At 70.0% G+C, this 12,528-nt stretch carries 12 protein-coding genes and 1 tRNA gene; 4 read left to right on the top strand and 9 right to left on the bottom strand.

What is annotated here, in order from left to right:
* The first annotated feature begins 5 nt into the window (after positions 1–5).
* Entirely contained in the window at positions 6–575 is a 570-nt protein-coding gene (locus ASG73_RS03960) for a TetR/AcrR family transcriptional regulator (protein ID WP_055990996.1), read from the top strand.
* An 89-nt stretch (positions 576–664) separates the two neighbouring features.
* Here the strand turns inward: ASG73_RS03960 and ASG73_RS03955 are convergent, their stop codons facing one another.
* The 6 genes from ASG73_RS03955 to ASG73_RS03930 form a co-directional block, all read right to left on the bottom strand.
* The gene (locus ASG73_RS03955) at positions 665–1,069 is read right to left on the bottom strand and encodes a DoxX family protein (RefSeq protein ID WP_055990993.1); all 405 of its coding nucleotides are present in this window, start codon (positions 1,067–1,069) and stop codon (positions 665–667) included.
* 117 nt (positions 1,070–1,186) lie between these two features.
* Positions 1,187–2,125, bottom strand: coding sequence for an ABC transporter substrate-binding protein (locus tag ASG73_RS03950; protein ID WP_082566972.1), 939 nt, complete (start codon positions 2,123–2,125; stop codon positions 1,187–1,189).
* The gene (locus tag ASG73_RS03945) at positions 2,122–2,856 is read right to left on the bottom strand and encodes an ABC transporter permease (protein ID WP_055991459.1); all 735 of its coding nucleotides are present in this window, start codon (positions 2,854–2,856) and stop codon (positions 2,122–2,124) included. Before ASG73_RS03945 ends, ASG73_RS03950 begins: the two co-directional genes overlap by 4 nt.
* Positions 2,853–3,503, bottom strand: coding sequence for an ABC transporter permease (locus ASG73_RS03940; RefSeq protein ID WP_055990990.1), 651 nt, complete (start codon positions 3,501–3,503; stop codon positions 2,853–2,855). Before ASG73_RS03940 ends, ASG73_RS03945 begins: the two co-directional genes overlap by 4 nt.
* A 1-nt stretch (position 3,504) precedes the next feature.
* Positions 3,505–4,638, bottom strand: a complete 1,134-nt coding sequence (locus tag ASG73_RS03935; RefSeq protein ID WP_055990987.1) for an ABC transporter ATP-binding protein — start codon at positions 4,636–4,638, stop codon at positions 3,505–3,507.
* 54 nt (positions 4,639–4,692) lie between these two features.
* Complete coding sequence (locus tag ASG73_RS03930; RefSeq protein ID WP_055990984.1) at positions 4,693–5,727, bottom strand: enoyl-CoA hydratase/isomerase family protein; 1,035 nt, start codon at positions 5,725–5,727, stop codon at positions 4,693–4,695.
* A 60-nt stretch (positions 5,728–5,787) separates the two neighbouring features.
* Here ASG73_RS03930 and ASG73_RS03925 point away from each other — a divergent pair, with 60 nt between their 5' ends.
* Positions 5,788–6,753 carry an endonuclease/exonuclease/phosphatase family protein gene (locus ASG73_RS03925; RefSeq protein ID WP_156466115.1) on the top strand — a complete coding sequence of 322 codons (966 nt, stop codon included), beginning with the start codon at positions 5,788–5,790 and terminating at the stop codon, positions 6,751–6,753.
* Here ASG73_RS03925 and ASG73_RS03920 read toward each other — a convergent pair whose 3' ends face one another.
* Together ASG73_RS03920 and dcd are read right to left on the bottom strand one after the other, a co-directional pair.
* The gene (locus ASG73_RS03920) at positions 6,754–8,289 is read right to left on the bottom strand and encodes an amidase (protein WP_082566971.1); all 1,536 of its coding nucleotides are present in this window, start codon (positions 8,287–8,289) and stop codon (positions 6,754–6,756) included. It lies immediately after the preceding gene.
* 21 nt (positions 8,290–8,310) lie between these two features.
* Positions 8,311–8,886: a dCTP deaminase gene (dcd, locus tag ASG73_RS03915; RefSeq protein ID WP_055990978.1), complete on the bottom strand. Its 576-nt coding sequence runs from the start codon at positions 8,884–8,886 to the stop codon at positions 8,311–8,313.
* A gap of 237 nt (positions 8,887–9,123) precedes the next feature.
* On the opposite strand from dcd, the gene ASG73_RS03910 reads away from it, so the two are divergent.
* Positions 9,124–9,669 (top strand): hypothetical protein, encoded by a 546-nt coding sequence (locus ASG73_RS03910; protein ID WP_055990975.1) that lies wholly within the window; start codon positions 9,124–9,126, stop codon positions 9,667–9,669.
* 578 nt (positions 9,670–10,247) lie between these two features.
* On the opposite strand, the gene ASG73_RS03905 is transcribed toward ASG73_RS03910, so the two are convergent.
* Positions 10,248–10,318: transfer RNA gene (locus tag ASG73_RS03905), tRNA-Gly, on the bottom strand.
* 304 nt (positions 10,319–10,622) lie between these two features.
* On the opposite strand from ASG73_RS03905, the gene ASG73_RS03900 reads away from it, so the two are divergent.
* Positions 10,623–12,494 (top strand): acyl-CoA dehydrogenase, encoded by a 1,872-nt coding sequence (locus ASG73_RS03900; RefSeq protein WP_055990972.1) that lies wholly within the window; start codon positions 10,623–10,625, stop codon positions 12,492–12,494.
* The last annotated feature ends 34 nt before the right edge of the window (positions 12,495–12,528 follow it).

The raw sequence follows: 12,528 nt of genomic DNA, 5'->3' as shown, positions 1-12,528 counted from the left end.
ATGCCGTGGGCACCTCGACCTCGCGTCGTGAACGAATCCTCGACGCAGCCGAGGCGCAGTTCGCCGGTGGTGGCTTCGCCGCCACCGGCACCACCGCGATCGCTGACGGGGCCGGTGTCCCCAAGGGGCTGGTCTTCTACTACTTCCCGCGCAAGGTCGACATCCTGCGCGCGCTCCTGGCCGAGCGGCTCCCTTCGCATCCCCTGTGCGAGCCGGCCGAGGTGGCTAGGCCCGGCGACCCCGTCGCCTCCCTCGTGGCGCTCGCCCGCGCACTCGGACTGGGCCGGCACGAGTCGATCGTCCTGCGCACCATCATCTGGCGCGAGTCCGGCACCCACCCCGAGGTGCGCGAGCACCTGCAGGCCCTGCGCGAGAGCATCCTGGAGCTGACCGAGCGGGTCCTCGACGCCGCGATCGAGCACAAGATCGACCCGGTCAGGCGTCGTCAGGCGGCCCAGACCTTCGTCGCTGTCGTCATGGACCAGGCCAACACGCAGCGGTTCGAAGGCGCTGGCCCCGATGTCGCCGGAGCTGCTCAGATCATCAGCAGCGCCCTCACCTCCGACCCGGCCTGAGCGACCCGCGGCACCGCGCTCCACCCCCCGCAGACAGGCGTCAGCCCCGGCCACCCGGCCGGGGCTGACGTCGTCACGCAAGGATCAGCTCAGAAGAGCGGGCCCGTGACCGTGAGACCGAGCTCGGGGACCATGGCGAAGAGCGCGAAGAGCGCGAGCGCCCCACCCGCGAGCGACAGGGTCTTGTTGAACTGGACCTGCTCGTTCATCCGGGCCTCGCCCTCTGCCGCCCAGAACTTGTGCATGAGGAAGGCGATCGGCGCGACGGCGACGAGGATCAGCAGGGCCCCGAGGTCGCCCCACACGCCGAGGATGACGGACAGCGCGCCGACGAGCATGAGCACGCCCGAGACGATGACGCTCAGCTTGGCCGCCGGGACACCGACGGACTTGGCGTAGCCCGCCATGGCGTCGCTCTGGGTCAGGTGACCGATGCCGGACGCGATGAAGATCGCGGCGAAGAGGATGCGGGCGATGAGGACGATGACGTCCATGGGAAGACCTCCGAATACTTGATGTTTTAACTATCGAAGGTCTCAAGCGTCACCGGCTCCGCAATCTTCCCCGCTCGGGCGTGACCTCCGTCACCCCGAACCCGGGCCCCGCGCCGGTCAGTCGAGCCCCTCCTCCTTGAGGAAGTCCGCGGCCACCTGGTCCGGGTCCTCCTTGTCGATGTCGGTGCGCTTGAGCATCTGCTGCAGCTTGTCGGTGGTGAGCTTGGCCGAGACCTCGTCCAGCGTCTTGGCGACCTGCTCCTTGGCGTCATCGCGCACGAGCGGGACGACGTTCTGGCTGCCGAAGAGCTTCTCGGTGTCATCGAGGACCACGAAACCGTTCTCCGCGATCGCCGGGTCGGTGCTGAAGATGTTGGCGGCCTGGATCTGACCGTTCTTCAGCGCACCATTGGTCGCCTGTCCGGGCTTGAGCGGCCGGAAGCTCTTGAACTCGATGCCGTAGGTCTTCTTCAGTCCCGGGATCCCCTGCGACCGGGTCTTGAACTCCGACGGCGCTCCCAGCGTCATCTCACCGGCGACCTTGCTGAGGTCCTCCATCGTCTTCAGGTCCTTGGACTGGGCCGTCTCCTTGGTGACGACGATCGAGTCCTTGTCCTCGGCGGCCGACTTCTCCAGGACGCTGGTCCCCTTGGGCAGCAGGTCCTTCAGCGCCGCATAGGTCTTGTCGGGGTCGGTCTCGGAGAAGTTCTTGTCGTAGTAGAGCGCCAGTCCGCCGGTGTACTCGGGCATGACGTCGACCGACCCCTCGTCGAGGGCCTTGAGGTAGACCTCGCGGGAACCGATGCCGGTCTTGGCCGACGCGTTGATCCCGTCGGCCTTGAGCGCACCGACATAGATGTTGGCCAGCAGCACCGACTCCGAGAAGTCGGCGGAGCCGACGACGATGTCGCCAGAGGTGTCGCCACCCCCTTCGCTCGAGGAGGAGCTGGAGAGCGGGTCACCGCCCCCGCCACAGGCGGACAGACCGAGCGCGCCGGCCATGGTGAGCGCGAGCGCGGCCGTGCGCGCCCTGCGGCGGGTGGGGAAGGTGATCATGTGGTTCCTCCAGCGGGAGCGGTGCGGTTGGGTTCGGACGGACGAAGGGAGCGAGAGCGGCCGGTGAGTCCCGGGGAGACCACGAGACGCTCGAGCAGGGCGAAGGGAGCGTCCAGCACCAGCGCGAGGACGGCCACCAGGAGCGCGCCGCCGGCAGTGCTCGCGTAGTCCTGCGTGGCCAGCCCGTCGATGAGGAATCGTCCCAGCCCCCCGAGCCCGACATAGGCAGCGACGGTCGCGGTGGCGACGACCTGCAGGACGGCGGCGCGCAGCCCGGAGATGAGCAGGGGCAGGGCGATGGGCAGCTCGACCTGCCACAGCACCTGGCGCCCCGTCATTCCGATCCCGCGAGCGGCATCCCGCGCGGCGGGCTGCACGGCTTCGACCCCCGCGTAGGTGCCGGAGAGGATCGCGGGCACCGCCAGCAGCACCAGGACGATGACGCTGGGGACGAGGAAGGCTGCGGAGCCGGGTAGCACGGGGAGCAGCACGAGCGTCAGGGCGAAGAGCAGACCGAGCGTGGGCACCGCGCGCAGGGCGTTGGCTGCGGTGACCAGCCACCGCCCTCGGCCGGAGTGGCCGATCCACAGGCCCAAGGGGATGGCGATGAGCGCGGCGATGACGAGGACGAGGAGCGTGTATCCGACGTGCTCGAGCAGACGAGCGAGGATGCCGTCGCTGCCCGACCAGGACGCGCCGCTCGTCAGCCAGTCGAGGATCGAGGCGATCATGCGGCGCCCCCCGGGTCCGCTCGTCGCCACGGCGTGAGCGCTCGCTCCAGCACGCGGATCGCGATGTCGAGGACGAGGGCGAGCAGGACACAGCCGAGGATCCCGGCGACGAGCTCACCGGAGATGGCCCGGTTGAACCCGTCGACGAGCAGGTCACCGAGCTGGTTGACCCCGATGAGGGAGGCGATGGAGACGATCGAGACATTGCTGACGGCGGCCACCCGCAGGCCGGCGGCGATCACCGGCACGGCCAGCGGCAGGTCGACCCCGAAGAAGCGCCGCACCGGCGTGTAGCCCATGGCCGTCGCCGACCGGGCGACCTCCTCGGGCACCGAGCCGAGCCCGTCGACGACCGAGCGCACGAGCAGAGCGATCGTGTAGATCGTCATCGCGACGACGACGTTGAGCGGGTCGAGGATGCCCGTGCCGAGCACGAGCGGCATGAGCACGAAGAGGGCCAGCGAGGGCACGGTGTAGAGCAGCCCCGCGCCGACGATGACGACGCCGCGCAGCCGCCGGTGACGGTTGGCCAACCACCCGAGAGGAAGGGAGATGAGCAGCCCGATGATCAGGGGCACGCCGGCGAGCCACGTGTGCCGCAGGGTGAGCGACAGGATGTCGTCGAGGTGGTCGAGGATCCAGCTCATGTCAGCGGACCGCTTGAGCGGCGTGCTCGCCGGGGTCGCTCGGCCGCGCGCGGGCCTCGATCACGGACAGGACCTCGGTCGCGCGGCAGGTGCCCGCGAGGGCGCCATCGCCGTCGACGACCACTCCGCGACGACTCGGTGAGGACAGCGCCGCGTCCAGGGCCACGCGCAGGGGTCCGTCCACGCGGGCCAGGGTGCCGCCGAGCGCCAACGACCGCTCGTCGATGCTCCCTTCGCCCGGGAGGTCCGCGGGTCGTGCCCACCCCTGGGGGTGACGTCGGTCGTCGACGACGAGGACCCATCCGTCGCTGCCGGCCTGGGCCGTCGCGTCCGCGACCGTCGCGCCCATCGGCACCACCGGCTCGTCGTGCAGCGGGACCCGATCGTTCTGGAACCCGAGCGCGCGATAGCCGCGGTCGCGGCCGAGGAAGTCGGCGACGAAGTTGTCTGCGGGGTGCGCGAGCAGCTCGGCGGGCCGGGCCAGCTGGGCGATGCGGCCCCCGACCTGCAGCACGGCCACGTGGTCACCGAGCTTGATGGCCTCGTCGATGTCGTGCGTGACCATGACGATCGTCTTGCCCAGCTCGTCCTGCAGGCGCAGGAACTCGTCCTGCAGCTGCTCGCGCACGACCGGGTCGACGGCGGAGAAGGGCTCGTCCATGAGCATCACCGGCGGGTCGGCGGCCAGCGCACGGGCGACGCCGACGCGCTGCTGCTGCCCTCCGGAGAGCTGGCTGGGGTAGCGCCGGCCGAGGGCCGGGTCGAGTCCGACGAGCTCGAGCAGCTCGCGGGCGTGACTGATCGCTTCTCGCCTGGAGGTGCCGAGCAGCAGAGGCACGGCCGCGACATTGCGCTCGACCGTGTGGTGCGGGAAGAGACCGCCGTGCTGGATGACGTAGCCGATCCCGCGACGCAGCTGGGCGGCATCCATGGCGAGGACGTCCTGACCATCGATCGTCACGGACCCGGAGGTCGGCTCGATCATCCGGTTGATCATCCGCAGGGTGGTCGTCTTGCCGCAGCCGGAGGGCCCGACCAGCACCGTGATGGCCCGGTCCGGCGCGGTGAGACTGAGATCATCGACGGCAACCGTGCCGTCGGGGTACTGCTTGGTGACGCCGTCGAGCCGAATCATCCGGCACCAGTCCCATCCGGTCGCGCGGGCAGTGACCCCGCGAGGTCCTCCAACTTAACCCGAGAAGACGCTCAGCACCTCTGCACGGGAGACGTTTTCCACCGTGTCATGGCGCCAGCGCGGCTGCCGGTCCTTGTCGACGAGCAGTGCGCGGACCCCTTCGTCGAAGTCGCCTCGGGCGAGCAGCCCGCGCGCCACGACCGTGTCCGTCTCGAGCACCTCGCGCACCGACGTGGCCTGCTCGGCCCGTCGCAACGCCTCGAGGGTGACGGCCACGGACAACGGCGAGCGAAGGGAGATCTCCTCGGCTGCCGCACGGGCATCCGGATGGTCGTGGGCGCGCAGCCTGCGCAGGATCGCGCCCGGGTCCTCGCCGGCGTAGCACTCGTCGATCCAGTCGTGGGCAGCGGCGAGGGCGCTGCCCTCGCTCGTCGCCGCTCCGGCGGGCACCGGCTCCACGGGACCACCGGCCGCGACGGCCCTGACGAGCTCCGGCAGGCGCGCGTGGTCGACGACGGCGTCGGCCAGGCCGAGGTGCACCGCGTCGGCCCCGGTGAAGGTCGCCCCGGTCATGGCGACGTGGGTCCCCGCCTCACCCGGTGCCCGGGAGAGCAGATAGGTCGCGGCGACGTCGGGGAAGAAGCCGATGATCGTCTCGGGCATGGCGACTCGCGAGCGCTCGGTGGTCCAGCGAGCATCGGCAAACATGGAGATGCCGAGACCGCCGCCCATGACGATGCCGTCCATGAGCGCGATGACGGGCTTGGGGTACTCAGCGATCTGCGCGTCGAGGACGTACTCGTCGGCCCAGAAGTCCACTCCCCCAGAGGTGCCCGCGAGGTGGGCGTCACGGACGGCGCGGACGTCACCGCCGGCGCACAGACCGCGCTCCCCCGCGCCCTCGATCGTCACGGCCACCACCGTGTCGTCCTGCTCCCACGCGAGCAGCTGCGTGCGGACGGCCACGACCATGTCGCGGGTCAGCGAGTTGATGGCACGGGGCCGGTTGAGCAGGATCCGGCCGAGGGATCCGTCGAGGGCGAAGAGCACCTCGTCGGTGCCGGTGGGTCCGGGAGCGAAGTCAGCCATGGCGACACCTTGGCACAGGGTCGCGGGATCCTCTGACACTGCTGACACACTGACCTCGCGATGACGACTGACAGGGCGAGGACACGCTGGGGGACGGCGGCAGCGTGGGCCACGTTCGCCGTCCTGGCCCTGTGCGTGCTCGCCGTCGCCCTCATGCACCTCAAGGGAGGACGCACGAGCCTCGGGGTGGTCCTCGCGGCCGGCGTGCCCGCGATCCTCCTCGTGGCCGTGGCCGCGGCCCTGCTGCCGTGGCGCCACCACCGGTGGTGGCGACTGGCGCTCGTCGGCGGGCTCCTGGCCAGCCAGGCACCCCTGCTCGACCACGCGGTCCCCGACGGGCACCACGTGGCGCCGGACTCCCCCACGATCAGCGTCGCGACGCTCAACACCGGGTGGGCCGGGCCCACGGACGTCGAGCTCGTCGACCTGGCGGAAGGCGTCGACGTGCTCGCGCTCCAGGAGTGGGCGCCGGATCGCACCGAGGGCCTGGGACGGGCGCTCGGCCCGCAGTGGCACCTCGCGGACAGCGACCACGACGACTACATCGGCGCCGACGTCGACGTGTGGGTCCGCGCTCCGTGGCGGGTCGTCTCGTCCGCGCCGCTCGATGGGCGGCAGCCCGGCAGCGTCCTGCGGCTGGGGAGGGGCGATGTAGAGGTGAGCGTCATCGGCACCCGCCTGCAGAACCCGGCGTTCTTCGCGGCCGAGCGATGGGGAGAGGGGCTGGACTCCCTTCGTCGCGCCAGTGAGGCCACCGACGGTCCGGTGATCGTGCTCGGCGACCTCAACGCACCGCCGAGCGCGGTCGCCTTCCGCGACTTCGTGCGCCGGAGCGGCCTGCGCGACTGCACCACCCAGCTGGGCGCGGGCTTCCCCGGGACGTGGGGACGCACGCGGGGCGCCGACTTCGCCCCGGTGCCGATCGACCACGTGCTGACCCGTGGCGCGACCTGCACCGATCTCGTCGTCACCCGCGAGCGCGGCAGCGACCACCGCGCACTCACGGCGACGGTGGCCCTGGACTGATCAGGCGGTCTCGGCCGCGCCGTCGATGCGAGCGAAGGCGCCGTCCTGAGGTGCGAGGGCCCCCGGGCCGGAGCCTCGAAGGGGGGCGGCCGCCTCCAGCTCGAAGGCCAGCTCCAGCAGGAGCCGCTCCTGCCCCTTGCGGGCCGAGAGCATGACGCCGATCGGTCGACCGTCGTCGGTGCGACCCAGCGGCAGGGAGATCGAGGGCTGGCCGTTGGCGTTGTGCAGCGGGGTGAAGCCGACATAACCGGTGAGCCGCTCGAAATGGGTCTCGAAGTCGAGGTCGGCCGACAGGTAGCCGATCCTCGGCGTGGTGTGCGTCAGGGTCGGCGTGAGGACGAGGTCCATCCCCGCTGGGAAGAGCCGCTCGGACGCGATCCCCGTGGCAGCCAGCCGGGCGAGGAAGAGCGGGGCGCGGTAGACCCGCCGCTTGGCACGGGCAGCGAGCCCGAGGGTGACATTGTCCAGCCGCGAGGCGTCGAAGTCCTCGCCGAAGAGCGACGTGCCCTGGGCGGCCGACGCCATGGCCAGCAACCCCCAGTAGTCCTCGAAGTCGGTCTTGAAGAACTCGGGGATCGCGATCCGCACGCTGTCATCGACGGTGTGGCCGAGGCTCTCGAGCAGTCGGGCTGCGCCCTCGACGGCCTCGCGGGTCTGCGAGTCGGTGGCCGGAGCCAGGGGCGAGTCGAGCATCATCCCGATCCGCAGCCGGCGGGCTCCGGGTCCCTCGACGAGACCGACCGGGGGCAGCTTGCCGGAGGGCTGGAAGCGCTCGGCGGCCGCGAGGAAGGCCGCGGTGTCGCGGACCGTGCGGGTGAGCACGCCATTGACCACGATCGAGATCGGAGTCTTGTCGGTCGTCGGGTCGCCGAGGAGACGGCCGCGGGTCGCCTTCAGCCCGACGAGCCCGCACGCGGCTGCAGGGATGCGGATGGATCCGCCACCGTCGTTGCCGTGCGCGATGGGCAGCGCGCCGGAGGCGACGAGCGCGGCCGACCCGCCGGAGGAACCACCGCTGGAGTACCCGGTGGCCCAGGGGTTACGGGTGACCCGGCCCTGCGGGCGCTCGGTGGTCGCGGTCCAGCCGAAGGGCGGGCAGGTGGTCGTCGCCACGGGGATGACCCCGGTGGACAGGTACTGCCGGACGAAGGCCCCGTCGTTCTCCTGGGGCCCGGAGGGGAGGGCGTCGGAGCCCATCCGCATGGGCAGCCCGGCCACGGTCACGTTGTCCTTGAAGGCCGACGGGACCCCGGCGAAGGGGGCCGACGTCCCGGCCGGCAGGTGCGTGGCGCGGCTGCGTGCCCGCTCGTGGTCGTCGACGGTCGTCGCGCCGAGCAAAGGATTGACCGCTTCGATGCGGGAGATGGCGGCCTCGACGGCCTCCGTGGCGCTGATGCTGCCGGAGCGGATCGCCTCGGCCACGCCCGTGGCGTCGAGCGTGCCGAGCGCGTCGTCGGCGAAGGTGGACACCCGGCGGCTGTCGTGCTCCTCGCGGAGCTCGTCGTAGGCGGCCTGGACGTGCGTGTCGGTGCTCATCCTCACGATGTTACTCGCGGGTCACAGATCCGTCCGATGGAAGTTGGCGAAGGAGCGACTGGCCGTCGGCCCCCGCTGGCCCTGGTAGTGCGAGCCGTAGGCCCCTGACCCGTAGGGGTGCTCGGCCGGCGACGACAGCCGGAAGAAGCACAGCTGCCCGATCTTCATGCCGGGCCACAGGCGGATCGGCAGGGTCGCGACATTGCTCAGCTCGAGCGTCACGTGGCCGGAGAAGCCGGGGTCGACGAAGCCGGCCGTGGCGTGGGTCAGCAGCCCGAGGCGGCCGAGGGAGGACTTGCCCTCGACGCGAGCGGCCAGGTCGTCGGGCAGCGTGACGGTCTCGAGGGTGGAGCCGAGGACGAACTCCCCGGGGTGCAGCACGAAGCCCTCGTCCGGCTCGACCTCGATGAGTCGGGTCAGGTCGGGCTGGTCGGCAGCCGGGTCGATGACCGGGTACTTGTGGTTGTCGAAGAGGCGGAAGTACTTGTCCATCCGCACGTCGACACTGCTGGGCTGGACCATCGCCGGGTCCCACGGGTCGAGCACGACCCGTCCACGGTCGATCTCGGCTCGGATGTCCCTGTCGGAGAGCAGCATGGGTCAGACCCTAGAGGACTGGCCACGCTCGTCTGGTGCGCGTCAAGAAGTGTTCAGTAGCGCGTCGTGAGCGCCAAAACCGGCAAGCAACAGGCAGGAGTCCCCGCCTTGCGAATACCTCGCCGGAGCGGGCCTTATTACCGTCGGGTATCGGTAACCTTCGAGCCGTTCTGGTCACGGGGAGGTGACGTTCGTCTGTCCTCCCTCGTGGTCTTGTGCAATGCCCCTGGAGGAAACGTGTCCGACCTGAATACCAGCCGCCGCACCATCGTCAAGGGTGCCGCCTGGGCCGTCCCCGCCATCTCCGTCGCCGCAGCCGCACCCTCGCTCGCCGCGTCGCCCACCACCGCGCCGCACGACCTGTCGACGTCCGTGCCCGGTACCGGCACGCGCCAGAGCGCGACCAACCTCAACCTGTCGCCGACGACCTTCAACAACACCGGATCGGAGACGATCGAGGGCCTCACCATCACCTTCACGGTGGACAGCGGCCAGACGATCACGGGCATCTCGATCTTTGGCTCTGACATCAAGAACCTGGTCGCAGGCTCCACCACCTCGGGCTATGGCACCAACACGGTCGTCCTGACGCTCCCACCGAACACCACCGGTGGCGTCGGCCAGGTCAGCATCGCCCCGGGCGGCAGCTACACGGCGCCGCTCGGTCAGGACATCGGCCTGAGCAGCCCGGATGCATTCAACATCTCTGTCACCGTGACCGCCAGCAACGGGACCGCTTCGGACATCCCGTACATGTCGACCAACCCGGTCCCCGCCGCCTGAGATCCAGCACCAAGGGGCCCGCGTCCACCAGGACGCGGGCCCTTCGCCATGCCCGACCGAGCCTGGCGTCGTTGTGCGCACCTGGCCCCCGAAATACCGTCAGCCAAGCCTGACCAACGACGCCAGGCTCGCCAGGTGCTCAGCCCGCGTCCGCGACCTCACGTCGCCCGGCCAGAACCCGAAGCAGTCGGTGACCACTGCAAGCAGCGGGAAGGTCACGGCAAGCAGTGCCGACGCGAGCCACACCTCACCCTGGTGGCCCGGCCCACCGAAGGGCACCTCACCCGAGATGTGGGGTGCCAGCCGTCCCAGATGACCGCGAAGAGGAAGGTCACCGGGACCGCCATGATGACGATGTGCGCGACATTGGGCGAAGGGGGTCGCCCCCCGCGTCCGAGCGTCACGTTGACGACCACCGCGATGACGGCCGCGAGCAGCAGCGCCAGCGCGGTCAGGCCGAGGCCACGCCACGGTTGCGGGAGCCGGGTGAGCGCACGCGGGTGCCCAGCGACCGCGCCAGAAACGACGAAGGGGGCGACTCCGGATCGAGCCGGAGCCGCCCCCTTCGGGACAAAACGAGCCGGTGACGGGAATCGAACCCGCGTGTCCAGCTTGGGAAGCTGGCGCTCTACCATTGAGCTACACCGGCGAGCAGGCTCCAGGAGCGTGCAGCGCGCACATCGTAACTCACGCTCAGTGACTCCAGCCGCACCGGCATCCCGCAGTGCCACCGGCATCCCGCAGTGCCACCACCCTTCGAGGCTCGACCCTGGACGGCCCCACACCTCAGGGAGCACGAGGGCGCAGAAGAGGCGCTGTGGTCCACGTCACGCCCCCTTCGCTTGCTCTGGCAAGCAGCCCCGGATGATGATGAAGACAAGCACAGTAAGCGCTTGCTTACTCAACCACCGTCGGGGCGACCCCGGCACCCCTCACGACCAGGAGACGCCAGCATGGGTCACTACAAGAGCAACCTGCGCGACATCGAGTTCAACCTCTTCGAGGTCTACGGCCGCGGCGAGGTCCTGGGCCAGGGCCCGTACGACAACGTCGACGCCGACACCGCACGCGAGATGCTCAAGGAGTACACGCGTCTCGCGGAGAGCGAGCTCGCCGAGTCCTTCGCCGATGCCGACCGCAACCCGCCCGTCTTCGACCCCGAGACCTCGACGGTCGCGATGCCCGAGTCCTTCAAGAAGTCCTTCCAGGCCTACAAGGACTCCGGCTTCTGGTCGCTCGACGTCCCCGAGGAGCTCGACGGCACCGTCGCTCCCCCGTCGCTGCGCTGGGCCATGAACGAGCTCGTCCTCGGCGCCAACCCGGCGATCGCGATGTTTGGCGCGAGCTACAGCTTCGCCAACCTCCTGCACCTGCTCGGCACCCCGGACCAGAAGAAGCTGGCGAAGTGGATCGTCGAGAACCACTGGCACTGCACGATGGTCCTCACCGAGCCCGACGCCGGATCCGACGTCGGCGCCGGCCGGACCAAGGCCACCGACAACGGCGACGGCACCTGGAACGTCGAGGGCGTCAAGCGCTTCATCACCTCGGCCGAGTCCGACATGAGCGACAACGTCGTCCACTTCGTCCTCGCCCGCCCCGAGGGCGCCGGCCCGGGCACCAAGGGTCTGAGCCTCTTCGTCGTCTCCAAGTACGCCGTCGACCTCGAGACCGGTGAGCTCGGCGAGCGCAACGGCGCCTACGTCACCAATGTCGAGAAGAAGATGGGCCTGAAGGTCTCCACGACCTGCGAGGTCACCTTCGGCGAGAAGCACGCCGCCGTCGGCACCCTCTTCGGCGACGTCCACGACGGCATCGCCCAGATGTTCCGCGTCATCGAGAACGCGCGGATGCTCGTCGGCACCAAGGCCATCGCCACGCTGTCGACCGGCTACCTCAACGCGCTCGAGTACGCCAAGGAGCGCGTCCAGGGCGCCGACCTCACCACGCCCGCCAAGGACGCCCCGCGCGTGACGATCACGCACCACCCCGACGTGCGACGCAGCCTCATGCTGCAGAAGTCCTACGCCGAGGGCCTGCGCGCACTCGTCTTCTTCACCACGAGCCAGCAGGACACCGTCGACATCGAGCAGCGGTCCACCGGCTCCGAGACGATCGCCGAGGACTCCCCCGCCGCGATGGCCAACCGGGTCAACGACCTGCTCCTGCCCATCGTCAAGGGACTGGGCTCCGAGCGCGCCTGGACCCTCCTGGGCACCGAGTCCCTGCAGACCTTCGGCGGCTCCGGCTTCCTGCAGGAGTACCCCATCGAGCAGTACGTCCGCGACGCCAAGATCGACACCCTCTACGAGGGCACGACGGCGATCCAGGGCATGGACTTCTTCTTCCGCAAGATCGTGCGTGACAACGGCCAGGCGCTGGGTCACCTCGCGATGCAGATCCAGGAGTTCGCGCAGGACGTCGACGCCCAGGGCGGCAAGCTCACGGCGGAGCGCGAGCTGCTCGGCAAGGGCCTCGAGAACGTCCAGGGCATCCTCGGTGCGATGTTCCAGGCGCTCATGGCCTCCGACCCCAAGCAGGACGGGGCGGACATCACCAACATCTACAAGGTCGGCCAGAACACCTCGCGCCTGCTCCTCGGCGCCGGTGACCTCGTCGTCGGCTGGCTGCTCCTGCGCCAGGCCGCCGTCGCCACCGAGGCCCTCGAGGCCGGCGCGAGCGGCAAGGACAAGGACTTCTACACCGGCAAGATCGCTGCGGCGAGCTTCTTCGCGAAGAACGTCCTGCCGCGTCTGGCCTCCGAGAAGGCCATCGCCGAGGCGACGGACAACACCCTGATGGATGTGCCGGAGTCGGCCTTCTGATCACGGCTCACCACCGCACCACCTGACGAAGGGG

It is taken from the genome of Janibacter sp. Soil728 (assembly GCF_001428305.1).
Taxonomy (GTDB): Bacteria; Actinomycetota; Actinomycetes; order Actinomycetales; family Dermatophilaceae; genus Janibacter.
This window is presented reverse-complemented; position numbering and strand designations above follow the sequence as displayed.